Annotated in this window: 26 protein-coding genes; 22 read left to right on the forward strand and 4 right to left on the reverse strand. The window is 48.6% G+C overall.

Going from position 1 to position 26,286, the window contains the following annotated elements:
• Positions 1-3: 3 nt before the first annotated feature.
• From HH196_RS01760 to HH196_RS01830, 15 genes are all read left to right on the forward strand, one after another.
• A complete protein-coding gene (locus tag HH196_RS01760; RefSeq protein ID WP_169452275.1) occupies positions 4-1,212 on the forward strand; it encodes an NADH:ubiquinone reductase (Na(+)-transporting) subunit B in 1,209 nt (402 codons plus the stop codon).
• Complete coding sequence (locus HH196_RS01765) at positions 1,202-1,984, forward strand: Na(+)-translocating NADH-quinone reductase subunit C (protein WP_169450385.1); 783 nt, start codon at positions 1,202-1,204, stop codon at positions 1,982-1,984. The genes HH196_RS01760 and HH196_RS01765 overlap by 11 nt, the downstream gene beginning before the upstream one ends.
• Before the next feature lie 2 nt (positions 1,985-1,986).
• Entirely contained in the window at positions 1,987-2,646 is a 660-nt protein-coding gene (locus HH196_RS01770) for an NADH:ubiquinone reductase (Na(+)-transporting) subunit D (protein WP_169450386.1), read from the forward strand.
• Positions 2,646-3,254 carry an NADH:ubiquinone reductase (Na(+)-transporting) subunit E gene (gene nqrE, locus HH196_RS01775; RefSeq protein WP_169450387.1) on the forward strand — a complete coding sequence of 203 codons (609 nt, stop codon included), beginning with the start codon at positions 2,646-2,648 and terminating at the stop codon, positions 3,252-3,254. Before HH196_RS01770 ends, nqrE begins: the two co-directional genes overlap by 1 nt.
• Before the next feature lie 31 nt (positions 3,255-3,285).
• Complete coding sequence (nqrF, locus tag HH196_RS01780; protein ID WP_169450388.1) at positions 3,286-4,515, forward strand: NADH:ubiquinone reductase (Na(+)-transporting) subunit F; 1,230 nt, start codon at positions 3,286-3,288, stop codon at positions 4,513-4,515.
• A 3-nt stretch (positions 4,516-4,518) separates the two neighbouring features.
• Positions 4,519-5,565 (forward strand): FAD:protein FMN transferase, encoded by a 1,047-nt coding sequence (locus HH196_RS01785; protein ID WP_169450389.1) that lies wholly within the window; start codon positions 4,519-4,521, stop codon positions 5,563-5,565.
• A 3-nt stretch (positions 5,566-5,568) separates the two neighbouring features.
• A complete protein-coding gene (nqrM, locus tag HH196_RS01790) occupies positions 5,569-5,799 on the forward strand; it encodes a (Na+)-NQR maturation NqrM (RefSeq protein ID WP_169450390.1) in 231 nt (76 codons plus the stop codon).
• A gap of 39 nt (positions 5,800-5,838) precedes the next feature.
• Positions 5,839-7,239 (forward strand): Si-specific NAD(P)(+) transhydrogenase, encoded by a 1,401-nt coding sequence (gene sthA, locus HH196_RS01795; RefSeq protein WP_169450391.1) that lies wholly within the window; start codon positions 5,839-5,841, stop codon positions 7,237-7,239.
• Positions 7,240-7,347: 108 nt separating this feature from the next.
• Positions 7,348-8,310: a MoxR family ATPase gene (locus HH196_RS01800; protein WP_169450392.1), complete on the forward strand. Its 963-nt coding sequence runs from the start codon at positions 7,348-7,350 to the stop codon at positions 8,308-8,310.
• Between the two features lie 22 nt (positions 8,311-8,332).
• Positions 8,333-9,223: a DUF58 domain-containing protein gene (locus HH196_RS01805; RefSeq protein ID WP_169450393.1), complete on the forward strand. Its 891-nt coding sequence runs from the start codon at positions 8,333-8,335 to the stop codon at positions 9,221-9,223.
• Positions 9,216-9,542 carry a hypothetical protein gene (locus tag HH196_RS01810; protein WP_169450394.1) on the forward strand — a complete coding sequence of 109 codons (327 nt, stop codon included), beginning with the start codon at positions 9,216-9,218 and terminating at the stop codon, positions 9,540-9,542. The genes HH196_RS01805 and HH196_RS01810 overlap by 8 nt, the downstream gene beginning before the upstream one ends.
• A complete protein-coding gene (locus HH196_RS01815; RefSeq protein ID WP_169450395.1) occupies positions 9,532-10,524 on the forward strand; it encodes a VWA domain-containing protein in 993 nt (330 codons plus the stop codon). The genes HH196_RS01810 and HH196_RS01815 overlap by 11 nt, the downstream gene beginning before the upstream one ends.
• Positions 10,524-11,510, forward strand: a complete 987-nt coding sequence (locus HH196_RS01820) for a VWA domain-containing protein (protein WP_169450396.1) — start codon at positions 10,524-10,526, stop codon at positions 11,508-11,510. The genes HH196_RS01815 and HH196_RS01820 overlap by 1 nt, the downstream gene beginning before the upstream one ends.
• A complete protein-coding gene (locus HH196_RS01825) occupies positions 11,503-12,234 on the forward strand; it encodes a tetratricopeptide repeat protein (RefSeq protein WP_169450397.1) in 732 nt (243 codons plus the stop codon). Before HH196_RS01820 ends, HH196_RS01825 begins: the two co-directional genes overlap by 8 nt.
• The gene (locus tag HH196_RS01830) at positions 12,228-13,553 is read left to right on the forward strand and encodes a hypothetical protein (RefSeq protein ID WP_169450398.1); all 1,326 of its coding nucleotides are present in this window, start codon (positions 12,228-12,230) and stop codon (positions 13,551-13,553) included. Before HH196_RS01825 ends, HH196_RS01830 begins: the two co-directional genes overlap by 7 nt.
• 25 nt (positions 13,554-13,578) lie before the next feature.
• Here HH196_RS01830 and HH196_RS01835 read toward each other — a convergent pair whose 3' ends face one another.
• Entirely contained in the window at positions 13,579-14,727 is a 1,149-nt protein-coding gene (locus tag HH196_RS01835; RefSeq protein WP_169450399.1) for an alpha-hydroxy acid oxidase, read from the reverse strand.
• 102 nt (positions 14,728-14,829) lie between these two features.
• Here HH196_RS01835 and HH196_RS01840 point away from each other — a divergent pair, with 102 nt between their 5' ends.
• Positions 14,830-15,501, forward strand: a complete 672-nt coding sequence (locus tag HH196_RS01840; RefSeq protein ID WP_169450400.1) for a FadR/GntR family transcriptional regulator — start codon at positions 14,830-14,832, stop codon at positions 15,499-15,501.
• On the opposite strand, the gene HH196_RS01845 is transcribed toward HH196_RS01840, so the two are convergent.
• Positions 15,498-17,813, reverse strand: a complete 2,316-nt coding sequence (locus HH196_RS01845; protein ID WP_169450401.1) for a response regulator — start codon at positions 17,811-17,813, stop codon at positions 15,498-15,500. The genes HH196_RS01840 and HH196_RS01845 overlap by 4 nt on opposite strands.
• 235 nt (positions 17,814-18,048) lie before the next feature.
• On the opposite strand from HH196_RS01845, the gene HH196_RS01850 reads away from it, so the two are divergent.
• Genes HH196_RS01850 through HH196_RS01860 form a run of 3 tightly spaced genes read left to right on the forward strand, consistent with a single transcriptional unit; the run spans position 18,049 to position 20,965 of the window.
• Complete coding sequence (locus HH196_RS01850) at positions 18,049-19,020, forward strand: tripartite tricarboxylate transporter substrate binding protein (RefSeq protein ID WP_211160805.1); 972 nt, start codon at positions 18,049-18,051, stop codon at positions 19,018-19,020.
• Positions 19,020-19,457 carry a tripartite tricarboxylate transporter TctB family protein gene (locus HH196_RS01855; protein ID WP_169450402.1) on the forward strand — a complete coding sequence of 146 codons (438 nt, stop codon included), beginning with the start codon at positions 19,020-19,022 and terminating at the stop codon, positions 19,455-19,457. Before HH196_RS01850 ends, HH196_RS01855 begins: the two co-directional genes overlap by 1 nt.
• 5 nt (positions 19,458-19,462) lie before the next feature.
• Positions 19,463-20,965 carry a tripartite tricarboxylate transporter permease gene (locus HH196_RS01860; protein ID WP_169450403.1) on the forward strand — a complete coding sequence of 501 codons (1,503 nt, stop codon included), beginning with the start codon at positions 19,463-19,465 and terminating at the stop codon, positions 20,963-20,965.
• A gap of 73 nt (positions 20,966-21,038) precedes the next feature.
• On the opposite strand, the gene HH196_RS01865 is transcribed toward HH196_RS01860, so the two are convergent.
• Positions 21,039-21,731 carry a response regulator gene (locus HH196_RS01865; RefSeq protein ID WP_169450404.1) on the reverse strand — a complete coding sequence of 231 codons (693 nt, stop codon included), beginning with the start codon at positions 21,729-21,731 and terminating at the stop codon, positions 21,039-21,041.
• A complete protein-coding gene (locus tag HH196_RS01870; RefSeq protein WP_169450405.1) occupies positions 21,728-23,311 on the reverse strand; it encodes a sensor histidine kinase in 1,584 nt (527 codons plus the stop codon). The genes HH196_RS01865 and HH196_RS01870 overlap by 4 nt, the downstream gene beginning before the upstream one ends.
• A gap of 195 nt (positions 23,312-23,506) precedes the next feature.
• Here HH196_RS01870 and thrS point away from each other — a divergent pair, with 195 nt between their 5' ends.
• The 3 genes from thrS to rpmI all read left to right on the forward strand — a co-directional run bounded on the left by thrS (position 23,507) and on the right by rpmI (position 26,269).
• Entirely contained in the window at positions 23,507-25,423 is a 1,917-nt protein-coding gene (thrS, locus tag HH196_RS01875) for a threonine--tRNA ligase (protein ID WP_169450406.1), read from the forward strand.
• Positions 25,424-25,443: 20 nt separating this feature from the next.
• Positions 25,444-25,980: a translation initiation factor IF-3 gene (infC, locus tag HH196_RS01880; RefSeq protein WP_248276911.1), complete on the forward strand. Its 537-nt coding sequence runs from the start codon at positions 25,444-25,446 to the stop codon at positions 25,978-25,980.
• A 94-nt stretch (positions 25,981-26,074) separates the two neighbouring features.
• Entirely contained in the window at positions 26,075-26,269 is a 195-nt protein-coding gene (gene rpmI / locus HH196_RS01885; RefSeq protein WP_169450407.1) for a 50S ribosomal protein L35, read from the forward strand.
• The last annotated feature ends 17 nt before the right edge of the window (positions 26,270-26,286 follow it).

The raw sequence follows: 26,286 nt of genomic DNA on the forward strand, positions 1-26,286 counted from the left end.
ATGATGAGTTTACGTTCTGTTCTAGATTCTCTTGAGCCGCATTTCCACAAAGGCGGTAAATACGAGAATTGGTACGCGCTGTACGAAGCAGTTGATACCATTTTCTACACACCAGGTACGGTAACTAAGGCTGCTTCACACGTACGTGATGCTGTAGACCTTAAGCGTATGATGATCCTGGTTTGGATGTGTACCTTCCCAGCAGTATTTGCAGGCCTATACAACGTAGGTTTCCAGGCGAATACAGCAATGGAAGCACTTGGTCTTGCTGAAGCTGAAGGCTGGCGTGGTGCGATTATCTCTGCACTCGCGGGATATGACGCTACTAGCGCTTGGGACAACATCCTACACGGTGCCATGTACTGGCTACCTATCTATGCAACTACCTTTATTGTAGGCGGCTTCTGGGAAGTACTGTTTGCAATGAAACGTGGTCACGAAGTCAACGAAGGTTTCTTCGTAACATCTATCCTATTCTCTTTGATTCTTCCGCCAACAGTTCCACTTTGGCAGGTAGCACTGGGCATCAGCTTCGGTGTTGTGATCGGTAAAGAGGTGTTTGGTGGTACGGGTAAGAACTTCCTTAACCCAGCACTAACTGGTCGTGCATTCCTATTCTTCGCTTACCCAGCGCAGATGTCTGGCGATGCTATCTGGACTGCGGTTGATGGCTTCTCAGGTGCTACTCCACTAGGTCTTGCAGCAGCGGGTGGTGTTGAAAACATCCTTGCAGCTAATGTGACTTGGATGGATGCCTTCCTAGGTTCAATTCAGGGTTCTATCGGTGAAACCTCAACGCTGGCGATTATGATTGGTGGTGCGGTTCTACTATTTGCTCGTGTTGCTGCATGGCGCATTGTTGCTGGCGTATTTGCTGGCATGGTGGCTATGTCATTGATCTTCAATGCAATCGGCTCTGAAACTAACGCAATGTTCAGCGTGCCTTTCTACTGGCATCTTGTTATGGGCGGCTTCGCGTTCGGTATGTTCTTCATGGCTACCGATCCAGTGTCAGCTTCGATGACAGATAAAGGTAAGTGGGTATTCGGTGCTCTTATTGGTGTAATGGTGGTTCTAATCCGCGTTGTGAACCCAGCATTCCCAGAGGGCATGATGCTTGCGATCCTATTCGGTAACTTGTTCGCGCCACTAATCGATAACTTTGTGGTGCAGGCGAACATCAAACGGAGGATGGCACGTAATGTCGGCTAATAACGATACTATCAGCAAAACGATCACCGTATCGGTCGTGCTGTGTGTAATCTGTTCGGTTGTAGTATCAGCAGCTGCTGTCATCCTTAAACCAAAACAGGTTGCTAACAAAGACCTAGACCGTAAGACCAATATTCTTGCGGCTGCAGGTCTTCTTCAACCAGGTAAAACAGTCGATGAGATGTTTGCTCAGATCACAACTAAAGTTGTTGATATGGAGACAGGCAAGTTCACGACGGCTGTGAATGGCGAAACTTTCGATATCCAGAAAGCGTCAAAAGACCCTGCGCTGTCAGTTTCGCTTTCTCGTGAAGATGACAAAGCGTCTATCAAGCGTCAGCCTAAATTTATGCCAGTCTACGTAGTAGAGGGTGCGAATGGCGGACTAGATAAGGTGATCCTGCCTGTTCACGGTTACGGTCTATGGTCAACTCTATACGGTTTCTTGGCGCTGGAAGGCGACTTGAACACTGTAGTAGGTCTAGGCTTCTACTCACATGCTGAGACTCCGGGTCTTGGTGGTGAGGTTGATAACCCAGCTTGGAAAGCGATTTGGCCAGGTAAGAAGGTCTATGCAGACAACATGCAGAAGCCTGAGATTCAGCTGATCAAGGGTAAGGTTGATGCTTCTACCCCTAAGGGTGAGTACAAAATCGACGGCCTTTCAGGTGCAACGCTTACTTCAGTTGGTGTAACTAACCTTGTCCAGTTCTGGATGGGTGAGAATGGTTACGCTCCTTTCCTAGCTAACCTACGTGCGGGAGGTGCCTAAGCATGTCTGATACACGTGAAATTTTGACGGGACCTATCGTCAAAAATAACCCAATCGCGCTGCAGATCCTGGGTGTATGTTCGGCACTCGCTGTAACATCAAACTTGGGTACTGCATCCGTTATGGCCTTGGCGGTTATTGTGGTGACAGCGTTCTCAAACCTGTTTATCTCTCTAATTCGCAACCATATTCCGGGTAACATTCGAATCATCGTTCAGATGACGATCATTGCTTCATTGGTAATTGTCGTAGACCAGATCCTTAAAGCTTTCGCTTACGAAATTTCGAAGCAGCTTTCGGTATTCGTAGGTCTAATTATTACCAACTGTATCGTAATGGGTCGTGCAGAAGCGTTCGCTATGAAAAACCCACCAGTACCAAGCTTCCTAGATGGTATCGGTAACGGTCTTGGCTACGGTGCAGTACTTCTGTTCGTTGGCTTCTTCCGAGAGCTTTTCGGTGCAGGTTCGCTATACGGTATTGAAATCCTACCGCTGATTAACAACGGTGGTTGGTACCAGAGCAATGGTCTTCTACTGCTTCCGCCAAGTGCGTTCTTCCTGATCGGTCTTATGATCTGGTTGATCCGTTCTTACGATCCGAAGCAGGTTGAGAAACCAGATTTCGAGATGGCACCAAACACTAAAGGAGCGTCGCACTAATGGAACAGCTCATTAGCCTTGCCGTTAAGGCGATCTTCGTTGAGAACATGGCGCTCGCATTCTTCTTGGGGATGTGTACGTTCCTTGCGATCTCTAAAAAGGTTCAGACAGCACTAGGTCTGGGTATCTCAGTTGTCGTGGTTCTCGCGATCACTACACCTGTAAACAACCTTCTATACAACCACCTCCTTCGTGAAGGTGCGCTTGCATGGGCGGGTTACCCAGAAGTAGATCTTAGCTTCCTAGGTTACATCTCTTACATCGGCGTTATCGCTGCGATCGTACAGATCCTTGAGATGTTCCTAGATAAGTTCGTCCCATCGCTATACAACGCATTGGGTGTCTTCCTACCGCTGATCACAGTTAACTGTGCAATCATGGGTGCTGCACTGTTCATGGTAGAGCGTGACTACACTTTCTCTGAAAGTGTCGTTTACGGTACCGGTGCAGGTGTAGGTTGGGCGCTAGCGATTACAGCACTTGCGGGTATCCGTGAGAAGCTGAAATACAGCGATGTACCGCCGGGTCTACGTGGTCTTGGTATTACCTTTATCACTGTAGGTCTGATGTCACTAGGCTTCATGTCATTCTCTGGCGTGCAGCTCTAATCGGACTATCAGAAGAGGAACGGATTAAGCTATGAATGCAGAAATCATCCTAGGCGTGGTGATGTTTACAGTAGTGGTACTAGCACTGGTTGCTATTATCCTTGCTGCCCGCGCTAAGCTGGTAAGTACCGGCGATGTAACAATTCAAATCAACGGTGATCCTTCTAAAGCGATCACAGTACCTGCTGGCGGTAAGCTGCTGCAGACACTGGCTGATAAAGGTGTATTCCTTGCATCAGCTTGTGGTGGCGGTGGTACCTGTGCCCAGTGTAAGTGTCAGGTATTCGACGGTGGCGGCTCTATGCTTCCTACTGAAGAGTCTCACTTCAACATGCGTGAAGCGAAAGAGGGCTGGCGTCTAAGCTGTCAGGTAGCTGTTAAGCAGGATATGTCTATCCACGTAGAAGATGATGTCTTCGGCGTTAAGAAGTGGACCTGTACTGTAGACTCTAACCCTAACGTAGCGACATTCATCAAAGAGCTGACGCTGCGTCTGCCTGAAGGTGAAAACGTAGACTTCCGTGCTGGTGGTTATGTTCAACTTGAGTGTCCACCACACGAAGTGAACTACAAAGACTTCGATATTCAGGAAGAGTACCACCCAGATTGGGACAAATTTAACATCTGGCGTTACGTATCTAAGGTTACTGAACCGACGATTCGTGCCTACTCAATGGCTAACTACCCAGAAGAGAAGGGCGTGGTTAAGTTCAACATCCGTGTTGCTACACCACCTCCAGGTCGTGACGATCTCCCTCCAGGTATCATGTCATCATACGTGTTCAGCCTTAAACCAGGCGATAAGATCGATGTGTACGGTCCATTCGGTGAGTTCTTTGCTCGTGATACTGAAAACGAGATGGTATTCATCGGTGGTGGTGCGGGTATGGCACCAATGCGCTCGCACATCTTCGATCAGCTTAAGCGTCTAAACTCTAAGCGTAAGATCTCGTTCTGGTACGGTGCTCGTTCAGTACGTGAAGCCTTCTATAATGAAGAGTTTGACCAGCTACAGGCTGAAAATGAGAACTTCCAGTGGCACCTAGCACTGTCAGATCCACTTCCAGAAGATAACTGGACGGGTCTAACAGGCTTCATCCACAACGTTCTTTATGAGAACTACCTACGTGACCACGAAGCGCCAGAAGATTGTGAGTACTACATGTGTGGACCTCCAATGATGAACCAAGCAGTGATCAACATGCTGCTGGATCTCGGCGTTGAACGTGAAAACATCATGCTTGACGACTTTGGTGGTTAATCGATGTTAAAAGGCTTACAGAGTCTTATTAAATGGCCGGTAGCATTGCTACTGGCCGTTTTTGTTCTAGCGGGCTGCCAACTGTTCGAACGTGACAAGGTTGTTGGCTTCGATGGACAAACCATGGGGACAACGTTCAGCGTCCGCTGGGTTGATACCAACGAAGATCGTATTCAGATGCTGCGTAACCAAGCTGGCAAAGTGCTGGCTACAGTAAATCAGCAGATGTCGACCTACATCTCTGACAGTGAACTCTCGCGTTTCAATAAACTTCCAGCAGGTGCTGAGATGGAAGTCTCGGCCGCTCTAGCAGAAGTTGTATCTGAAGCACTTTCGATCAGTGATCGCTCTGGTGGCGCCTTCGATGTGACAGTTGGACCGTTGGTCAATCTTTGGGGCTTTGGTCCTAATGGCCGTATTGAGAAAGCGCCAACTGATCAAGAGATTGCTCAGCTTCAAGAGCGTATTGGTTACCAAAAAGTCGAGGTTTTAAATAACCCCATTCGTCTGCGAAAATTAGGTCAGCAGTATGTTGATCTCTCTGCTATCGCTAAAGGCTACGGAGTAGATCAGCTAGCAGCAGTGATGGAGCAGAACGGTATCAATAACTACCTGGTTGAGATTGGCGGTGAGTTGCGGGCTAAGGGTGTTAAACCTGATCAGAGCCACTGGCGAATTGCGATTGAGTCTCCAGCTACAATTGAGCGTAGTGTAGGCAAAATCATCAATGTGAAAGATACCGGTATCGCAACATCGGGTGATTACCGTAACTATTTTGAACAAGATGGTATTCGTTTCTCGCACACCATCGATCCATCGACGGGTAAACCGATTACTCATAAGTTGGCATCCGTAACTGTGTTACGTCCAACCTGTGCAGAGGCGGATGCTCTGGCGACCACGTTGATGGTGTTGGGTGAAGATAAGGGTTATCAATTTGCTAAAGAGCAGGGTATCGCTGCTTACTTCCTGGTAAAGGCAGATGGCAAAGATAACTTTATTGAGAAAGCGACCACTGAGTTTGAACAGTTCGTTCAGGCTGAGGAGTAGATAATGGAAATTATGTTTTTTACCTTTGCGGCACTTATGATCGTTGTTATCGCGATGTCGGTAGGGGTTTTGTTGGGGCGTAAGCCAATAAAAGGCTCATGTGGCGGCATGACAGCACTGGGAATGGACACTGTCTGTGATATCTGTGGCGGTAACCCAAACGAGTGTGAAAATGAGCAGGATGGCGCTCAGAAAAAAGATAAACAGGATGATCTCTCTTACGAAGTGAAGTAGAGAATTAATCCGAACAGCTAGGAAGTTAAGGGGAAAGTAATGGCAGTATTTGACTACGACGTGGTTGTTATCGGGTCAGGGCCAGCAGGCGAGGGTGCCGCAATGAACGCGGCTAAACGTGGTAAGCGTGTTGCTATCATTGAAGAGCAGCCCACTGTAGGTGGTAACTGTACGCACAAAGGTACAATTCCATCGAAAGCACTGCGTCACTCGGTGAAACAGATCATCGAATTCAATACCAACCCTATGTTCCGTGACATCGGTGAACCGCGTTGGTTCTCTTTCCCTAAAGTTCTAAGTCGTGCTGAGAAAGTTATCTCTAATCAGGTCATGCTGCGTACTAACTTTTATGCGCGTAACCGTGTCGATATCTTCTTTGGACAGGCACAATTCCTAAGCAAGAATGAAGTATCTGTTAGCGGTAGCAAGGGTGGTGCAGAGACACTGCGTGCTAAGAATATTGTTATCGCGACAGGTTCTAGCCCTTACAATCCACCTGACGTTGATTTCAACCACCCACGTATTTACAACTCAGATACCATCCTTAAGTTGTCACATACGCCACGCACCCTTGTTATCTACGGTGCAGGTGTAATCGGTTGTGAATATGCATCGATCTTCTCGGGTCTAGGTGTAAAGGTTGATCTTATCGATAACCGTGATCGTCTCCTCTCATTCCTTGATGGCGAGATCTCAGATGCATTGAGCTACCACCTGCGAAACAACGGCGTGATGATTCGTCATAACGAAGAGTACGAATCGATCGAAGGTACTGAGAACGGTGTCGTTGTGAAACTTAAATCGGGTAAGGTGCTACGTACAGATGCCTTCCTATGGTCAAACGGCCGTACCGGTAATACCGCTGGTTTAGGTCTGGATAAGATTGGTCTGCAGGCAAATGGTCGTGGGCAGCTTCAGGTTGATGGCCACTATCGCACCAAAGTAGATGGTATCTACGCAGTAGGTGACGTCATCGGCTGGCCAAGCCTTGCATCTGCAGCACTGGATCAGGGCCGTGCAGCCTCTGAAGATATGCTCCAGGCAGAAGACTTCCACTTTGTTAGTGAAGTACCAAACGGCATCTACACTATCCCAGAGATTAGCTCGGTGGGTAAAACAGAAGAGGAACTCACGCGAGACTCTATCCCTTATGAGGTAGGTCAGGCCTTCTTTAAAGATACGGCGCGCGCTCAGATCTCAGGGGAGCCGGTTGGCATGCTTAAGATCCTTTTCCACATGGAGACTTTAGAGATTCTAGGTATTCACTGTTTCGGTGACCAGGCTTCGGAGATCATTCACATCGGTCAGGCGATCATGGCACAAGAGGGTGCAGCGAATACTGTGAAGTACTTTGTTAATACCACCTTCAACTACCCAACCATGGCAGAAGCTTACCGTGTTGCTGCACTTGCGGGTCTTAACCGCTTAGAGCACCGCTAAGTTCACTATCAACAGAAAGGGCAGCTGATTAGCTGCCTTTTTTCTATCTATAACCTTATAACCAAATTCGCTACAATGGTTCATCAATTCACCTGACGGGTTTGTACTGTGAGCGAGCTGACACCACTGCATGAGTTAAGGTCTAAAATCGAAGAGATCATCGTTGGTCAGGAGTCTGTCATCGATCGACTTCTTATTGCATTGCTCAGTGGCGGGCATCTGCTGCTGGAAGGCCCACCGGGTCTTGCTAAAACGACCCTGGTGCATGCGCTTGCAGCTGGAATGAGTGCGAGTTTTCAGCGTGTTCAATTTACCCCGGATCTGATGCCGGCTGATTTGACCGGTAGTGAAGTATTTGATGCTCCTACTGGCAGTTTTCGTTTTATCAAAGGGCCTCTGTTCCATGAGGTGTTGCTGGCTGATGAGATCAACCGCGCACCCCCTAAGGTGCAATCCGCGCTGTTGGAAGCCATGGCCGAACATCAAATCACTGTGGCAGGCAAAACCTATCCATTGCCTCCCGTTTTTATGGTGCTGGCGACTCAAAACCCGCTAGAACAGTCTGGAACTTACCCCCTACCTGAAGCCCAGCTGGATCGTTTTCTCTTTAAGATCCTATTGGACTATCCGAGCATCGAGGAGGAGATCGAGATCACGCGTCGCGCGCGTGCCGCACAAGAGGGACATGTCGAGGCTAATATGCAGGCTTTGCTAACACCGACTGAGCTTCTGGCCTTAAGAGCGAGGTTAAACACTGTCTTTATTGAGGAGCGGGTCGAGCGTTTTGCGATTGAGCTGGTCTCTGCCACGCGGCGTTTAGATCAACACCTTCCAGAATGGGGCGCTTATGTCAAAGCAGGTGCATCACCCCGAGCGTCAATCGCTCTGCTTCAGGCCGCCTCAGCAAGAGCCTTATTGAATCAGCGCGACTACGTAATTCCCGAGGATATTCATGCGCTAGCCGTTGATGTGCTTCGCCATCGTCTGGTACTCAGCTTCTCGGCTAAAGCGGACGGGGTCACAGAGGAGGCTGTCATTCATCGCATATTAGACACGCTTCCAGCGGTATGACCAGACTCTTGTGAACAGGTTAGTGGACCAGCCACTGCTGGATAGTGACGAGATTGCGCAACTGATTGCTGGCGGTGCTGCATTGGCCTCCCAATCACCGGTTCAGATCAATCAACGTTTGAACACGGGGTCTAGTCAATCGGGTTTAATCGGCTGTGGTACAGAATTTGATGACCTGCGTCTTTTTCAGTTTGGAGACGACCTGCGTCAAATCGATTGGCGTGCCACTGCGCGATCACAAGAGCGGCTGGTTAGAACCTACCGCAGTGAGTTTCAGCAACCCTTTCAGTTGGTCGTGGATCGTAACTCAACCATGCGTTTTGGCACAAAGAGGCGTCTTAAGGTCACCCAAGCGGCTCGATTGTCACTCTGGTTTTTAGGCATCTACCATCAACAAAATTATGCATTGGGTGCGCTCTTGTTAGAGCAGGAGTCTAAGATATTTGATTGCAGGGTCGGGGGCGAATGGCTCAATTTTCTCTGTGAAGCCTTGGTATCCCCCGCACCTCCAACGCAGAATCCACCGATCAACTGGCAGGCTGTATTAACTCAACTGCTCTCTGAGACCCCCCTAGGCGCTAGGGTTATATTGATTTCGGACTTCAGTTCGCTGACCTCAGCAGATCGAGCTCTCATCACTGAACTAGCAGAACGGACATCATTGAGCGCACTCTGCATTAGCGACCCAATGGAGCGAGACCCACAGCCGCTCTTAGCGAGTGATTTGATCTGGGGCCGAACCAGGTTCTTTGTCGACGGACAGGAGTCGGTTTCGCGTATTAAACAAGCCTACTCGAATCGACGCTCCGCGATTAAAGAGCTCATGTCACAATCTGGCACTCCTCTGTTTGAGATCTGTAGTTCGCTCGATCAGTTTGCCCTTAGCCTGTTGGGGGGTGATGATCATGAATGATGCACCCTTAAGACTGTTTGATATTTTGCCCATGGTTGACCACTCATCCCATGCTGCGCTAATGCTTATAGTCGCTCTAACACTCCTGTTCACCCTCTCTATTGCGCTTTGGTACCGCTACTTCACTCCGCTTGCGAAGTTGCAACGTGCACTCTTAAACCACTCGATCACGCCGCGACAGGGCTGTCATCAGTTAGCTGGCATGATGACCATAAATAGTGCCATGGTGCAGGAGATTAACAGGTTGCGGTTTCAAGCTGCTGAACCGACGCTTGTCGAGGTTCAGCGTTTCATCAAGAGGGCGCGAAATGTTCTCTGATTGGGATATCTTACAACCCCTATGGTTGTTGCTAACGCCTTTGATACTGCTGCTCTTTGGACGTCGCATAAGGACTGATGCACCTTGGCCAAACCTCATGCACAGGGAGCGAATTCGTTACCCTCTGTATGGTGAACTTGCCCATGAACAGCCCGAGGTTGCCAATGTCCAGCCTCATCGTGAAGGGCTGCTACTCTTTTCATTGACCCTATTCACTCTGGCGTTGGCTCAACCCGTTATCTTTCGTGACAGCATTGAGTTACCGGATCAGCAAGACCCTGTAGATCTAGTGCTTTTGGTGGACACCAACATCACCATGGTGCTTAAAGACTATTTTGACGGCGAACAGTCCATTGAGAGAATGAGCCTCACCAAAGAGCTCTTGTCAGAGTTTGTTGAAGGTTTTCAGGGTAATCGCATCGGTCTGAGTATTATGGGTAACCCCCCCTTTCATTGGTTGCCCTTTACCGATGATCGAGAGGCTGTGAGGCATGCCATCTCTCGTATTAGGTTGACCTTGGGCGGGCGCTTAAGTGACATGTCTGCGTCACTTAAGTTAGTCAGTGACCATTATTCAACGGATCTCAATCCTGTTGTCGTGATGGTGACCGATAGCAGTATGCAATTGGGTCAAACCTCGCCACAAACCGCTGCCAAAAGCCTAGCGGATGCCGGTTTTACACTCTATGTCATTGCAATAGGATCCACAGAACTCTCTCAAGAGCAGAGGGCGCGTGCTGGATTTGTCTATGATCCCGTGGACCTCAGCCTCTTGGATGAAGTGGCTAAGGCCGGCGCTGGCAAACTGTTTCACGCCTTAACCCGAGATACATTTGAAGAGGCTTTGCAAACCATCTCATCGGAGCAGAGGCGTGACAAAAGGTCTATTCAAAGGCTGTCTCTAGTGGAGCCGCTCTATCCTTGGTTGATTCTGATTGGACTCGCACTGCTGATACTCGCTTTTACTAGGAGAGGCGGCTAATGGTTTATTGGCGCGAACCCCTTCTGTTATGGCTGATGATGTTACCCTTGGCGATTCACTTTGTTTCTGCTTTTAGCGAGAAAAAACGACTGGCTCAGATGGTCGATGCTGAACTACTCCCTTGGGTTAGGCCACCCCGTCGCTCTGGACATGAACGCTTAAACTCTCTGCTAGTCTCAGCGGTTTGGACTCTCTTGATCCTTGCTTTAGCGGGGCCAAGAACACCCCAATTTATCCCACAGGATCTCACAACAGCGCAGGATCGTGTCATTATCCTGCTCGACTACTCAGACTCCATGCGGGCGAAAGATGCGGCAGGGGCAAGAGGGGTGGTGCCTCGAATAACCGCGGCTACCCAGTTGGTTAACTCCTGGTTGGATCCTGATGCACGGAAGGTTGAAACGGGTCTGTTGGTCTTTTCAGGCAGAGCTCACTGGTTATTAAAGCCGACCTTAGATAGCCATCTCATCCAACATTTCCTCGCCCAAGGTGATGAACTCAGGCTTCCGACCCTCGGGAGTAACCTTGTTGATGCACTGAATCTCATTCAATCCCTACCTAGAGAGGCTGATACAAAGACGCACATAGTGCTGTTAACGGATGGTGAGGTTGCGCAGAATAACAGAGAGAGCCTAGAGTCCTCTCTATTTGCACTGCAAGCCTCTATGCCGATGAGCCTGAATCTCATAGGCTTGGGCAGTGCAGAGCCTATTCAAGTTCCCGGTCACCCCAGTGTAAACACCCAAATGAACAGCAGGCTGCTTAAGTCGCTGGCGTCATTGCATCCAGATTTTAGTTACACAAGGCCGGAATCCTTGTTTGGCCAGCCATTGGTGGAGTGGCTTAATATTGAGTCAAAGCCTATTGCTCCAGAGAATGCTGCCCGAGTCGTCTGGTATGAGTGGTTTGCGATACCGCTTTTGATAGCGCTATTTCTCACGCTGGTTGTGATTCATCCTTCAACATGGAGGCGGTCGCATGTTTAGCCTCAAGCGAACGGCGCTGCTCGGTTATAGCCTCTTGTTGTTTTCAGCTGTACTGACGTATTGGGTGATTCCCCAAACAGTTGCTCCTTCGAAATATGCATCACAATTTCAGCAAGCTGAAGCCTGTTATCGTCAGCAAGATTGGGAGTGTGCTCAGCTCAATTTTGCGGCGGCTGTCTGGAGCTCTGAATCTGATATTGATCGGGCAATTGCTCTTTTTAACTTGGCGAATACCCACTTCTTTCGCGGCGAGTACACGCAAGCGAGATTGCTCTACCAAGAGGCTCAAGCCTATGGTGTTGATGCACAAAAAATAGCGGTGAATCTCTCCTTCGCTCGTTCACTTGAAGCCTCAATGAAGCAGTTGTTGGTTGATATGCAAAAGAGTGCCGATAAAGCCGATTGGCACAACGCTTCAGGTAACCTCCCTGTTGACCTTCTGGATCAAGTCGCTGACTCTGTCTATCTGGGTGTAGGTCAGGTGCTTCCTGAAAATAGGCTTAGGCTATCTGCCGATCAGATTAAACCGCTGCTCATGGCCTCCATCGATCAGCATCTAGCTAGACAGGGCGAACTGGCCTATCAGCCTCGTTGGGTTAAAACGGATTCGACCGCTCCGAGAACCACCGCTTCGTTAATGAGCCGTGTGATGCGTCTTGAGTTGGAGCTACCCAATACAATCGATCCCAACCCTGTCACCCTAGAGGGGGTGCAGCCATGGTAAAACTGTTTTTTATTCTGCTTATCAGCATGGGGCAACTGCATGCGGCGAGCTTGTCATTGATACCCGAACAAAGTCAGATCGAGCAGGGGCGTTCGTTAACCCTCAATATGCGCTATGTTGGTCCAACCTCACCGGATGAGTTGAATGTAAAATCTTGGCAAACTCAGGCGTTTATCGAAAAACGAGATCGACAGGAGACGCGCCTAGCTGACGGGCAAATAGAGGTTAAGCAGCGCCTGACTCTCTTTCCGAGAAAGACGGGTTTACTGGCGCTAGGCCCCCTAGCACTGGGTGGGGCCAAGTCGAAACCTGTTGATCTGATGGTGACACCTGCTCTAGTCAATCGCGTAGATATCACACCGAGTTGGGCCCCATTGCCCAGTCAGCTCTGGCAGGGTGAGTCATTTGAGACCTGTGTCCATATGCCCCTGTCTGAACAGCGCAACCGTGTCAAAGTTGAGTTACCAGAGATACAGGGGTTCGCTTGGGAGCAGACGCAAAATAGACGCTTGCAACTGGACGGGCAATTAATCGCTGAGCGATGTTGGCGTGTATCCTCTCAGCTGCCTGGAGACTATCGCATTGAATTACCCCCTATTATTCAGAGAGGGCGCGGCAGGTGGACCTTCTATCTGCCCTCTCAGAGCGTTGAAGTTTTGCCGCTGCCAAGCTACCTGCCAAACAGCATCAGTGTCGGTAAGCCGGATATTCGAGTTCAAACCGGCGAACAAGGTTGGAATGTCAGCATCCAAGTGGTTGGCGGGCAGGTGACGCAACCCCTTTGGGGTGTAAGAAGTGCGCTAGCCAAAGCGACGGGAATCGCTGCCGATCAAATGGTAGTTGTTAATGAGACGATTTTTGTGCCCTTTAAGCACTGGTCCTTTGGTCAGATTAGCAGAGCTAAAATTCCATTCTTCAACACAGAAACGGGGCGATTAGACGCTGTCGATCTGCCACTTAAGGCACCCTGGAAATTGCCTATCATCGGCATTGTACTCTTATCGATTCTAGCTATGGCTATCTTGGTTAAAGCGACCTGTTTAGTGCGAGGATTCATGCAACGAAGAGCGAAACTGCAGGCGTTTAAAGCTGCGATCAACTCAGCGACCACGGCCAATCAACTTAGAACCTCCTTGTTAGCGGCGGCTAGCCCAGAGGCTAGTCCCCGTTTTAAAACCCTGCAGCAGTGGGCAGAGGCGCAAGCTGATCAAGAGGCGACTCTGCTGGCTCATCACATTAACCAGTTGGCCTTTAGTCCACACGCCGACACGCCTCTTAATGAGCTCAAGCAACGCGTGATCAATCGATTGACGCTTTAGGCTGTCCATCGATTGATCAATCTGTTTAGAGTTCACCTTTGATGACGATGTCATCTTTACTCACTTCAGCGATGTCGCGATGTCCCATAAAGGCCATGGTCAATTCGGCTTCTTCGTGGAAGATCTCTAGCATGCGAGTGACACCCGCTTTACCCATAGCGCCAAGGCCGTAAACCATTGGGCGGCCAACCATCACACCCTTAGCACCAAGTGCACGTGCACGAATAACATCCTGACCAGAACGAATACCGCCATCGAGCCAAACCTCAATCTGGCTACCCACTGCATCGACGATCTCAGGCAGTACGCTAATAGAAGAGCGCGCTCCGTCTAGCTGGCGACCACCGTGGTTAGAGACAACAATCGCATCTGCCCCCAACTCTACACACTTGCGTGCATCATCCGCTTCCATAATGCCTTTGATGATCAATGGGCCGTCCCAGAGTTCACGGAAGAATTTGAGATCTTCCCAGCTCAGCTTTGGATCGAATGAGTTGGCGGTCCACTTCATGAGATCGTTCATATCATCGACACCCGTAGCACAGCCCTGAATGTTGCCAAACTCACGGTTCTTAGTGCCTAGCATGCCCAGCGCCCAGCGTGGGCGACGTGTTATATCGATGATGTTTGGAATCGTCAGGCGAGGCGGTGCAGTCATGCCATTTCGATGGTCAGCATGGCGCTTGCCGATAATCTGTAGATCAAGAGTTACGACCAGAGCTGAACAGCCTGCGGCTTTAGCACGTTCAATTAACTTCTTGGTAAATTCACGATCTTTCTGAACGTATAGCTGAAACCAGAATGGTTTAGAGGTCGCTTCGGCAACCTTCTCAATTGAGCAAATACTCATCGTAGATAGCGTAAACGGAACGCCAAACTCTTCAGCTGCCTGTGCCGCTTTTATTTCTCCATCAGCATGCTGCATACCGAGCAGACCAACTGGTGCCATTGCAACAGGCATCTTCACATCCTGGCCCACAAGGGTGGTTGCGAGACTGCGTGGTGCAAGGTCACGAGCTACACGTTGGCGGAATAGAATCTTCTGAAAGTCAGACTTATTCATTGCCAGTGTGTGTTGAGTCCAGGATCCAGACTCTGCATAGCCTTGGAACATTTTAGGAACACGTTTGTGGTATAGGCGCTGAAGGTCAGTAAGTTCGCAAATTACGCTCATGGGTATCTCCAAATTATTTCTTTGCACTCTAGCGATTGGCTGGATAATCTTGCATCAATTAATGATAACCTGTCAGACCAGTTAAGCTCGACAAAGGTGTACATGCAGAGAACAGAAGCGATCTATAACCATCTCATCGCACATGCTAGGCGAGGGGAAGGACTCCCCTCAGAGGCGGCTTTACAGCGTGAGTTTCAACTCTCTCGAAGTGCTGTCAGGGAGGTGCTTGCGCAGTTGGTTGCTAAGGGTGTGCTCTTGAAGTCTAAGGGGCGCGCGACTCAGTTGATCAATCCTATGGAGTCACTCATCGCTGCACTCCCTCTCAATGCAGATCCCAACTTAGAGCAAATACGAGAGGTGTTAGAGTTTCGTGCCTTTCTGGAGGGGAGTGCGGCTTCGGCCTGTGCAAGGTCAGCAACGGATCTGCAGTTACAACTAATCGATCAGGAGTACCAGCGTATGAGGGATCGTAACCGGGGAGCAACAACACTTGCTAAAGCGAAGGCAGATCTACAATTCCACATGCTAATTGCCAAGTACAGCCACAACCTGGTCATCGCAAGTCTCAGTGAGCTCTTCTATAACCGCTACTTTGCCGCTATCTATAAAGCGTTAGATTTAACCTTGAAGCGTTACGGGCGCTACCCTGAAAGAATAGGTGGTCAGCATCAGGCGATACAGACAGCACTTTTGGCCAGAGATCCAGGTAAAGCTGAAGAGGCAGCTAGAGAGCACGTACTATACACGCGCTCGCTGCTCGATAATATGCGCTAGTGTAAAGCGTGCTTGTGGAGGTTTAATTCGATCGCCGAGATCAGCTTCTCTCTATCGATCGGTTTAGCCACATAGTCATTCATGCCTGCAGAGCGCATCTTCTCTATCTCATCCTCGAAGGATGCGGCCGTTAGTGCAACGATCGGAATATGATCAAACTTAGATTGTTTACGCAGCTCCCGTGTTGCAGTTAGACCGTCCATGATAGGCATCTGAATATCTGTAAGGATAAGGTCATAAGCATTGCGTTCTGCTTCATGAACTAACTCTTGGCCGTTCTCAACGATCAGATATTCCAGTGGCAGTTTTTTGAGCAATTTCTCAATCACCATGCGGTTGATTGGGTTGTCCTCTGCTACAAGAATTTTAGCTGCATCCATGCTCCTTTTGGGTTCTGTAATGAGGGTTGTGCCATCATCCGCACTCAAGAAACGGTGGTGAACGGGTGCTTCTAATTTAGGTAACCAAAGGTTAAAGCTGAAGATCGATCCCTTGCCAATGGTCGACTCGATCTTCAATTTAGAACCCATCTTCTCTAAAAGTGAAGAGACAATGGTTATACCAAGTCCTGTCCCCTTGCCTGCACGAGTTAGCGAGTTATCAAGTTGAGTAAAGGGCTTACCTAGCTCATTGATAAGATGGGCAGGAATACCGCTACCGGAATCCTCGATCTTAAATCCTAGGCAGATAGAAGCTTCCGTCTCATCCTGCTTCTCGATAGAGAGTGCTACAAATCCATGATCAGTAAATTTAATTGCGTTGTTGCAAAGGTTGCTGAGTATTTGAACTAAGCGAACACTGTCGACATTGATCCACTGATTTCGAACTTTATTATCTACGTCGATAGAGAATCGTATCTTTTTGGCTTCTGCTGTTGCAGCAAATGTTGTCTCCACTAATGAGGTGATTTCGTTAATTTCATTGCTACTTGGATGCATTTCGATGCCATTTTCACGCAGCTTTGCAGCATCCAAAATGTCATTCAAAATCGCCATCAGTTGGCGTCCTGAACCGTCCAGCATTTTGATGTAGCCGAGTTGTTCAGCGTTAAGATCGGTGTCACGCAGAAGATCGATCATCCCGAACATGCCAGTAAGTGGGGTGCGAATTTCATGAGAAGCTGTTGCCAGGAATAGATCCTTAGATTCAGAGGCCATGTTGACCTGTTTCATCGCCTTCTCAAGCTCAATATTGGTCTCTTCAAGGGTGATCAGCGTGCGCGCAATCTCATCCCTTTGGGCGGTGATTTCTGAAAGATCTACAAGAATACCTGCATAGTGCTTCTTATCATTGAGCGTGAACTCCGTAATAGAGAGGTGCACATCTATCTCTTTGCCACTCTTGTGTACCGCCCGCACCTCACGCCCAATACCAATAACATTGGCTGTCCTTGTGCTGTGGAAGTTGTGAAGGTACTGGTCGTGCTGCCGAGCGTGATGGTCTGGCATCAGCATATTTACTTTCTGATGGATAATCTCTTCGGGCGCGTAACCGAGTAATTTCTCGGTTGCTGGGTTGGAGTTCTGTATTTCACCGCGTTCGTTGATAGTGATAACAGCGACTGGAAGTGCGGTAAATAGGCGCTCTGCATAGGCGGCATGCTCAGCTAATGATCGCTCGCTATCCAAACGAAGTAGTGTGTTCTCGTGGGCTTTAAATGCCTCTCGTTCTAAGCCTCTCAGGTGTCTAATAAATAGAAGACCCGTTGTAATAAGGAGTAGGGTAATGGTCCAGCCGTAGATTGACTCTGTTGTGAGATTTTCAAAAAGACGCTGATTTTTTGACTCTAGATTTCGAAGGGATTCACTCGTCCGTGAACGCAAAGTCTCGATCTGTGTCTGAAACTGCTTAACTAAAACAGGGTCGTAAAGGGCTAGCGTTTTCACACTACTCATTGCGCTTTGCATTACTAGAGTATCGTCACGTTCTGTGACTTCAACTGCTGCAAGTTCGCTAAACCCACGCTCAAGATGTTCGATCAACCCAAGTGAGTAGCTATCTTCCGTGACCCCTTTAAGCGTCTGCAGAGCGTTAAGTGCCTTCTCAGCTTCGGAGATAGCGCTTTTCAGGAAGTCTGAATCACCTTCAAGTGCATAATAGAGAAGGAGATCAGGAGTGTTGCCCGGTTCTAGTGTCTCTTCAAGCGTATAGATACTTGATGATCCGCTTTGATATGCGTTTGACGCTTTTGCCCAGGTTTCACTGGATTCATTGAGCTTATTCGAAAAATCATAAAGACCAGCAATCAGCAAGGAAGAAAACAGTAGGCTGAACGCGGTAAACAGTAGGGTAGAGCGGTTTTTCTTAAACATATTCCACTATTCTAAAAGTAATTAAACTTAGTGCCTTTTAAAGAGATATTTATGCAAGATATAGGCCAAAATTACAGGGTTTATAAAAATAATCACGTGAACTTTATGAACAAAAGGTGCGCAAATTACACAATAAAACTTATGCCCCTAAGCTTCTGAAAAAGTCTGGCTAGCGTTATGGTTTTCGCAACTGCCATCACAATCCCGGCAGGGTTTATCTTGTAGGAGAACAATAATGAAACTAGCTAAACTTAAATTTCTAGCAGCAGGCGTGGCAATGAGCGTTGCTTCAAGTGCAATGGCTGCTGAGTGTATCGCACCAGCTAACCCAGGCGGTGGTTGGGACTTTACTTGTCGTCAGATCGGTAAAATCATGTTCGATATCGGTGCTGTAAAAGATCCTATTCAGGTGACCAACATGGCTGGTGCTGGTGGTGGTCTTGCTTACGCTCACGTTGTAAACGAGCGTAACACTGACGGTGATGTGATTGTTGCAGCTTCAACTGCTACAGCGACTCGCCTTGCACAGAATGCATACTCTGGCATGACATCTGATCAGGTTCGTTTCCTAGGTGCGATTGGTGCTGACCCAGGCGTTATTGTAGTAGCAGCTAACTCACCATACAAAACACTAAACGACCTTCTAGACTCAGTAATCGCTGATCCATCAAAACATGCCTTCGCGGGCGGTTCTGCAGCAGGCGGTTACGATCACCTTAAAGTGCTAATGGCGCTTAAACGTAAAGGCTTCACTGATATCCGTAAAGTGAAATACATTGCAGTGGATGGTGATGCGGATGCGATCACTCAGACCGTAGGTGGCTTCACTTCAGCGATGACAGGTGATATCTCAGGTGTTGTTAGCTTCATCAAGAGCGGTGAAGTTCGTGTGCTTGCATCATTCACTGATGAGCGCATTGAGATCCCAGGTCTAGATGCTGTAATTCCAACGGCTAAAGAGCAGGGTATCGATGTTGTCGCTGTTAACTGGCGTGGTCTATACACTCCAAAAGGTGCTTCTGAAGCCTCTTACAAACAGTGGAGTGACAACCTGGCTAAAGTAGCAGCCTCTAAAGAGTGGGCAGATGCTATGCAGGCTAACGGTCTTGTGAAGTTCACTAAAGTAGGTCCTGACTTCCAGAACTACCTAGATGGTGTGATGAAAGAAGTACAAGATATGTCTAAAGAGCTAGGTGTTCTTAAGTAATGACTGATCGCATAACGGGATTAATTGTCGTTGTGCTAGCGCTCGCGTATTTCGCGGGCGCTACCTCTTTAGAAGAGCCTTTCTTTGCAGACCCGCTCGGCCCTAAAGCCTTTCCAATGGGTATTGCAATCGTTGCAGCAATCTGTGGCCTCGTGATGATCATGAAGCCGGATCAAGAGCCTGCATGGCCTGGTTTAACAACGTTAATGCATATCGGTTTCGCGATCGTAGCGTTAATTTTGTATGCCTACGGCCTCAAACCGCTTGGTTTTCTTCTATCAACGGCACTGGTGGGTGCAGCGGTATCCTATCTGATTCAACCAAACCTAAAAACGTCGCTTTTTACCGGTGTGGGTATGTCAGTGGGGTTGTTCCTTCTCTTTAAATTTGTCTTTGGACTTAGCCTATTCGCGATTCCGCGTTGGCTGATGGGGTAGGGCATATGGATCTATTTGCCAACTTGGCACTGGGCTTCGATGTTGCCCTTACGCCATTTACGCTGGCGCTCGCTGTGGCGGGCTGTATTATCGGAACGATGGTGGGCTCCCTGCCAGGTCTTGGGCCATCGAATGGTGTAGCCATACTCATTCCGCTCACGTTTTCCTTTGGATTAGATGCAACACAAGCACTGGTGTTGATGACTAGCGTCTACTACGGGGCTATGTACGGCGGTCGTATCTCATCCATTCTTCTCAATATTCCCGGTGACGAGCCAGCTATGATGACCTGTTTAGATGGTTATCCTATGGCAAAAGCAGGCCGTGCTGGTGATGCGCTTGTACTCTCAGGTGTCGCATCGTTTGTCGGTGCGCTATTGGCGACCTTCGGTTTGATGTTGCTAGCGCCGCTGCTTGCGCGTGTCGCTTATCTGTTTGGCCCTGCTGAGTACTTTGCACTCTATATGCTCGCCTTTGCGACCTTAGGTGGTATAGGTTCAAACAACCAAGCTAAAGCGGCTCTTGCTGTCTGTATAGGTCTTGGTATTGCAACAATCGGTGTTGATGCGACTACAGGTCTGACCCGCTTCACCGGCGATAATATGCACCTGTTTGACGGTATCGACTTTTTGGTTGCTATTGTTGGTCTTTTCGCTGTCTCTGAAGTTCTAGTCTTCATCGAGTCTCACGGTAAAGACTCTGCAATTGGCGTTAAGCTTGAGAAGATAACTATCCCTTGGCGTGATATTGCATACACTAAATTTGCGATGCTAAGAGCGACAGTGATCGGCTTCATTGCAGGTCTCCTGCCTGGTGCTGGCGCTTCGCTAGGTAGCTTTATGGCTTATATGGCTGAGAAGTCATCTGCTAAAGATAAGTCGCAGTTTGGTAAGGGTGATCCACGCGGTATTGCGGCGCCAGAGGCAGGTAATAATGCAGCAGCGGGCGGTGCGCTTGTACCTATGCTAACGCTGGGTGTTCCAGGTTCTGGTACTACAGCCGTTCTCTTGGCTCTCCTTATGACGCTGAATATTACACCTGGACCGACGCTATTTAATGATCGTCCAGAGGTTGTTTGGGGTCTGATAGCATCTCTGTTGATCGCTAACGTTGTGCTACTCATCCTCAACGTGCCTATGGTTAAGATCTTCAGTCGTGTGCTACAGGTGCCGCCAGCCATTCTATTACCGGGTGTGACGCTGGTATCGTTTGTAGGTATCTACTCACTGACGGGCAGTTACTTCGACCTTTTGCTAATGATCGGTTTTGGTGTGCTGGGTTATCTGCTTCGTAAGATGGATATCCCATCAGTACCGGTGATTCTTGGCATCCTGTTGGGTGGTCATATGGAAGTTAACCTGCGTCGTGCCATGGTGCTTTCGGACGGTGATTGGGGATACCTATTCTCGAGTAACATCGCTATTGGTCTTTGGGTCTTTGCAGTTGCTGGCTTCTTGGCACCCTTCTTCTTCCGTAATAAGTTGCGAGTGCCAACTCAAAGTAACTAAAAGCGAAACTAACCGTTTGCGCTTGAACTTAAAAGGGAGGCTATTGAGCCTCCCTTTTTTATAGGATTGGGTTTTAGCTCTTAGAGTAGAGGCGCTCAGGTCGGCCTACAGTGCCGTAATTTATATCAGCCCTTAGCTCATTGAGACCTGCCAAAAACTCTAGGTAGCGTCTTGCGGTTGTCCGGCTGGATCCAATCTTCTCTCCAACCTGTTCTGCACTTAAAGGGTGAGATGTATTTGCAAAGGTTGCCCGAATCTTGTCTAAGGTGATCTGGTCGATACCCTTAGGTAGTCTTGGATTTTTTGACTCTTCTTGGGTGTTGTTTCTGTTGCGAGGTAATAGTCTATCTACCTCTTTTTGTGAGAGTTCTTGTGAGCTGTTTAGACTTGTGACGTGCTCTTTGTACTGTGTTAGTGCCTGTTCTAGACGGTCAAATACCAAAGGCTTTAACACGTAATCGAATACACCAAGACGAAGTGCTTCAGAGAGGCTATCCACCTCTTTTGCAGCGGTGATCATGATGACATCGGTATTCATATCGCCGGTTCGTAATGATCTGAGAAGATCCAGTCCATTCCCGTCTGGGAAGTGAATATCGAGTAACACAAGCTGGGGCTGAAATACCTCAAGCATATCTTTAGCATCGCGGGTCGAATGGCTGATGCCGACCACTTCAAACCCCTCAACGCGCTCAACAAAACGGCGCTGTATCTCAGCAATCTGAGGATCGTCTTCAGCTATCATCAAACGTATAGGCGTGCTCATGATGGGATCCTCGGTAGATAAACGGTAAATCGGCTGCCACCGGTGCTGATATGTTCGATGGTGAGCTGTCCATTCAAAGTGGAAATGGTTTCAGATACAAGGAATAGGCCGATGCCACGTCCTTCACCTTTGCTACTGACACCTGATTTAACAATCTCTTCAATCTGTTCTGGAGCAATGCCAATACCATCATCCTCAACTTCGATAACGATCTCTGAACCGATATCGGTCATCGATAGGCGAACCTCGTCAGAGTTGTTGGCAAGTGATGCTTCCAAGGCGTTATCGATCAGGTTGCCGATAATAGTCACCAGTTGTTGTGCTTCAATTCGCTCTGGAAGGTCGCCTAGATGAGATTCTCGGTCGATCTCAAGGGATAAGCCTAGCTCACTGGCGCGATTGAATTTGCCCAATATGCAGCCAGCAACCACCGGATCAGTTACAGAGTCTTTTAGCCACTCAAGAAGCGCTTGGTGCTCTGCAGTCTCCTGGCCAATTAGGTCAAGTGCCTCCTGCTTTGCCCCAAGGCTGATAAGCCCGGCAATCGTGTGAAGTTTGTTTGCATACTCATGTGCTTGGGTACGAAGAGCTTCTGCGTATTGGCGAATTCGGGTGAGTTTACGGCTCACTTCGGTCAGCTCATCTTTGGGGCGGAAACTGGCTACTACACCGACTAGTTGCTCATCACGAATAATGGGTAGGCGGTTGATGATAATGTGTCGACCGTTAACCAGTGTCTCTCGGTCATACTCTGGTTCACCCGTATCGAGCAGGGCGAGCATGCGTGAATCGGGCAGTACCTGATTGAGCGGTCTGCCGGCTAGGTCTTCAATTTCAAGCCCTAGGGTATTGATTGCAGCGCGGTTAAAGGTGGTGATAATCCCTTGAGCATTGATCGCAATGACGCCTTCGCGAATCGATTCAAGCGTTGCGTTTCGTTCTAAGAAGAGAGTGGCGATCTGGTGTGGTTCTAAGTCAAAGATAGCTGCGCGGAAACGGCGAGCGATCCACGTCGCTAATAGAATCGAAATGATAAGCAATGCCAGCGTAGCGATAATGACGGTGCGTTGATATGCAGCAACGGTCTCATCAATTTCAGTTGTTAGGTAGCCAACCGATACGACGCCGACCACAAGGCCACGATCATCAAAAACGGGGGTTTTGCCACGAATTGACTCCCCTAAGCTACCTACCGCTTTTGATATGTAGCTCTCACCAAGCTCAAGGGCGCGGTAGTTGTCACCGCCTACCATCGGTTTCCCTATGCGCTCTGGAATAGGGTGGACAAGTCGTATCCCTTGTCGGTCTCCGATGGAGATAAAGCTTGCGTCTGTCGCAAGGCGTAAATCCGCAACGATTGTCTGCACTGTCTGTGAGTCGCTGTTGGCCACGGCGTCGCGAATAGATGGGGTTTGCGAAATCATAGAGGAGAGTTGCAGAGCGCGTTGCCCGATCTGCTCTTCCAGAGAATTGGCAAAATAGCGCAGTGTGAAGAAGCCCAAAACCAGTGCTTGCGTTAGGATCAGCAGACTCACCAGAAGGGTTAGGCGGGTACTGATTTTTAGTCGAGGTGTCTTCATCCCTGAGCTCTTATCGTTATTTGTCCACTATGATGCCATGTAAGCACTAAAAATCTACATTTGAAGTGGCTGTTATTTGAGGAATGGAGGATAAAAGCGTATAATTTCGCCCTTCAATTGAGATGTGCCTTGCACAATGATTTAGCTTAAGTGGCCTTTGGTAGGGGTCACCACTGAGAACTAGGATTTGCATTAATGCCTGTTATTACCCTCCCTGATTCAAGTAAACGCGAATTTGCTGCGCCATTGTCTGTATTTGATTTGGCAATGGATATCGGTCCTGGCCTTGCTAAGGCGACCCTTGCTGGTCGTGTAAATGGCGAGCTAGTTGACGCCTCTTTCGTTATCGAATCAGACGCAGATGTATCACTTATCACCGCCCGCGATGAAGAGGGTGTGGATATTATTCGCCACTCAACAGCTCACCTTATGGCGATGGCTGTTCAGGATCTATTCCCAGGCGCACAGGTGACTATCGGTCCTGTTATAGAAAACGGTTTCTACTACGACTTCGCTTACGAGCGCCCATTCACTCCCGAAGATCTCGAGAAGATCGAAAAGCGTATGAATGAGCTTGCTAAAGCTGCGCTACCCGTTGAACGCTCTGTGATGAGCCGTCCTGACGCAATTGCGATGTTCGAGAAGATGGGTGAGAAGTACAAGGTAGAGATCATTGACTCTATCCCAGGTACTGAAGATCTATCTTTCTACAAGCAGGGTGATTTCATCGACCTATGTCGTGGCCCACACGTGCCAAATACTAGTCACCTGAAAGTGTTTAAGCTGATGAAGGTTGCTGGCGCATACTGGCGTGGCGATGTGAAGAACGAACAGCTTACTCGTGTTTACGGTACAGCTTGGGGCGATAAGAAGGATCTTAAAGAGTACCTGCACCGTCTTGAAGAGGCTGAGAAGCGTGACCACCGCAAACTGGGTAAACAGCTAAACCTATTCCACCTTCAGGAAGAGGCACCAGGTATGGTGTTCTGGCATCCAAATGGTTGGACGCTTTGGCAGGCTGTTGAGCAGTACATGCGTACTGAGCAGCGTAAGCGCGGCTACCTAGAGATCAAAACCCCACAGGTTGTAGAACGCACCCTTTGGGAGAAGTCAGGTCACTGGGATAAGTTCCAAGAGCAGATGTTCACAACTCACTCAGAGAGCCGTGACTTTGCCGTTAAGCCGATGAACTGCCCATGTCACATTCAGGTATTTAACCAGGGTCTGCGCTCATACCGTGACCTACCTTTGCGTATGGCTGAGTTTGGCTCATGTCACCGTAACGAACCTTCAGGTGCACTGCACGGTATCATGCGTGTGCGCGGCTTTGTTCAGGATGACGGTCACACCTTCTGTGCGGAAGACTCAATCCAGACTGAAGTGGCTGAATTTATTGATTTCTTGCACTCTGTATATGCAGATTTTGGTTTCAGCGACATCATCTACAAACTATCTACTCGTCCAGAACAGCGTGTTGGTTCTGATGAAGTTTGGGATAAAGCTGAAAAAGCACTGGCGGATGCACTTGATGCTGCTAATTTGGATTGGGAAGAGCTACCAGGTGAAGGTGCCTTCTACGGTCCTAAGATCGAGTTCTCGCTACGTGACTGTCTAGGTCGTGTTTGGCAGTGTGGTACGATTCAGGTCGACTTCTCTATGCCAGGCCGTCTTGATGCACAGTTTGTGAATGAGAAGGGCGATCGTGAAACACCGGTAATGTTGCACCGTGCAATCCTCGGTTCGTTCGAGCGATTCATTGGTATTTTGATTGAACACTACGCTGGTGCGCTACCAACTTGGTTGTCGCCAGTACAGGTTGCAGTGATGAATATCACTGATAAACAGGCTGATTTTGTCAACGAAGTTGTAGGTAAGCTACAAAATTCGGGCGTTCGAGCTGTCTCGGACTTGAGAAATGAGAAGATCGGCTTTAAAATCCGCGAGCGCACTCTGCAGAAAATCCCATATCTTTTGGTAATTGGCGATAAAGAGGTCGAAACCGGCTGTGTTGCTGTACGCACACGCACAGGTGAAGATTTGGGTGTAATGAGTGTAGAAAACTTTGCTAACTTGTTGATTTCAGACATTAATCGCAAAGGTCGCGGCGAGTAAACGCTTTAGGAGAAATAGCTATCAAGCGTGATAACAAACAGGGTGGACGTAAGAACCTCCCCCCTATTAATGAAAATATTCGTGCTCGTGAGTGTCGTCTAATCGGCGCTGACGGTCAGCAAATTGGGGTTGTGTCGATTCAGGAAGCACTTCGTGCTGCTGAAGAGGCAGAGTTGGATCTGGTTCAGATCTCCGACTCCGACCCAATCGTATGTAAGGTGATGGACTACGGTAAGCACCTATACGATCAGAAAAAACGTGCAAATGAGGCTAAGAAAAAACAGACTCAGATGCAGGTTAAAGAGATCAAGTTCCGTCCAGGGACTGATGTGGGGGATTATCAGGTAAAACTACGCAACCTGATACGTTTCCTAGAAGGTGGAGACAAAACCAAGATCACTATCCGCTTCCGCGGTCGTGAAATGGCGCACCAGGAGCTCGGAATGGAGCTTCTAAATCGAGTTGAGGCTGATTTGACAGACTACGGTACTGTTGAAGCGCGTCCTAAACTTGAAGGTCGCCAGATGGTCATGGTGATTGCTCCTAAGAAAAAGTAGTCGAACATCGATTGCAAACCCGCAAAGCCACCTAGGTGACGCTGTGGGTTTTCGTCTTTTCGACAGATAACTAACGAATGCGTGGAGAAAGTAAATGCCAAAGATTAAATCTGTCCGCGGTGCGGCAAAGCGTTTCAAAAGAACTGCTAATGGCTTCAAGCACAAGCAGGCCTTCAAAAGCCACATTTTGACCAAGAAGACTACTAAGCGTAAGCGTCAGCTTCGCCCAATGCTTCAGGTACACGCAGCTGATCAGGCTCTGATCAAGCGCATGCTACCTTACATCTAATTGGTTACGAATTAAGC

Source organism: Marinobacterium sp. LSUCC0821 (assembly GCF_012848475.1).
Taxonomy (GTDB): domain Bacteria; phylum Pseudomonadota; class Gammaproteobacteria; order Pseudomonadales; family Balneatricaceae; genus Marinobacterium_E.

What these genes read in the sequence shown, in the direction of transcription:
- HH196_RS01765 (WP_169450385.1), top strand. Translation starts at nt 1,202, where the DNA reads ATGTCGGCTAATAACGATACTATCAGCAAAACGATCACCGTATCGGTC.
- thrS (WP_169450406.1), top strand. Translation starts at nt 23,507, where the DNA reads ATGCCTGTTATTACCCTCCCTGATTCAAGTAAACGCGAATTTGCTGCG.
- nqrE (WP_169450387.1), top strand. Translation starts at nt 2,646, where the DNA reads ATGGAACAGCTCATTAGCCTTGCCGTTAAGGCGATCTTCGTTGAGAAC.
- HH196_RS01845 (WP_169450401.1), bottom strand. Translation starts at nt 17,813, where the DNA reads ATGTTTAAGAAAAACCGCTCTACCCTACTGTTTACCGCGTTCAGCCTA.
- rpmI (WP_169450407.1), top strand. Translation starts at nt 26,075, where the DNA reads ATGCCAAAGATTAAATCTGTCCGCGGTGCGGCAAAGCGTTTCAAAAGA.
- nqrF (WP_169450388.1), top strand. Translation starts at nt 3,286, where the DNA reads ATGAATGCAGAAATCATCCTAGGCGTGGTGATGTTTACAGTAGTGGTA.
- HH196_RS01815 (WP_169450395.1), top strand. Translation starts at nt 9,532, where the DNA reads ATGTTCTCTGATTGGGATATCTTACAACCCCTATGGTTGTTGCTAACG.
- HH196_RS01785 (WP_169450389.1), top strand. Translation starts at nt 4,519, where the DNA reads ATGTTAAAAGGCTTACAGAGTCTTATTAAATGGCCGGTAGCATTGCTA.
- HH196_RS01825 (WP_169450397.1), top strand. Translation starts at nt 11,503, where the DNA reads ATGTTTAGCCTCAAGCGAACGGCGCTGCTCGGTTATAGCCTCTTGTTG.
- HH196_RS01770 (WP_169450386.1), top strand. Translation starts at nt 1,987, where the DNA reads ATGTCTGATACACGTGAAATTTTGACGGGACCTATCGTCAAAAATAAC.
- nqrM (WP_169450390.1), top strand. Translation starts at nt 5,569, where the DNA reads ATGGAAATTATGTTTTTTACCTTTGCGGCACTTATGATCGTTGTTATC.
- HH196_RS01830 (WP_169450398.1), top strand. Translation starts at nt 12,228, where the DNA reads ATGGTAAAACTGTTTTTTATTCTGCTTATCAGCATGGGGCAACTGCAT.
- HH196_RS01760 (WP_169452275.1), top strand. Translation starts at nt 4, where the DNA reads ATGAGTTTACGTTCTGTTCTAGATTCTCTTGAGCCGCATTTCCACAAA.
- HH196_RS01865 (WP_169450404.1), bottom strand. Translation starts at nt 21,731, where the DNA reads ATGAGCACGCCTATACGTTTGATGATAGCTGAAGACGATCCTCAGATT.
- HH196_RS01840 (WP_169450400.1), top strand. Translation starts at nt 14,830, where the DNA reads ATGCAGAGAACAGAAGCGATCTATAACCATCTCATCGCACATGCTAGG.
- HH196_RS01820 (WP_169450396.1), top strand. Translation starts at nt 10,524, where the DNA reads ATGGTTTATTGGCGCGAACCCCTTCTGTTATGGCTGATGATGTTACCC.
- sthA (WP_169450391.1), top strand. Translation starts at nt 5,839, where the DNA reads ATGGCAGTATTTGACTACGACGTGGTTGTTATCGGGTCAGGGCCAGCA.
- HH196_RS01860 (WP_169450403.1), top strand. Translation starts at nt 19,463, where the DNA reads ATGGATCTATTTGCCAACTTGGCACTGGGCTTCGATGTTGCCCTTACG.
- HH196_RS01850 (WP_211160805.1), top strand. Translation starts at nt 18,049, where the DNA reads ATGAAACTAGCTAAACTTAAATTTCTAGCAGCAGGCGTGGCAATGAGC.
- HH196_RS01835 (WP_169450399.1), bottom strand. Translation starts at nt 14,727, where the DNA reads ATGAGCGTAATTTGCGAACTTACTGACCTTCAGCGCCTATACCACAAA.
- HH196_RS01870 (WP_169450405.1), bottom strand. Translation starts at nt 23,311, where the DNA reads ATGAAGACACCTCGACTAAAAATCAGTACCCGCCTAACCCTTCTGGTG.
- HH196_RS01810 (WP_169450394.1), top strand. Translation starts at nt 9,216, where the DNA reads ATGAATGATGCACCCTTAAGACTGTTTGATATTTTGCCCATGGTTGAC.
- HH196_RS01855 (WP_169450402.1), top strand. Translation starts at nt 19,020, where the DNA reads ATGACTGATCGCATAACGGGATTAATTGTCGTTGTGCTAGCGCTCGCG.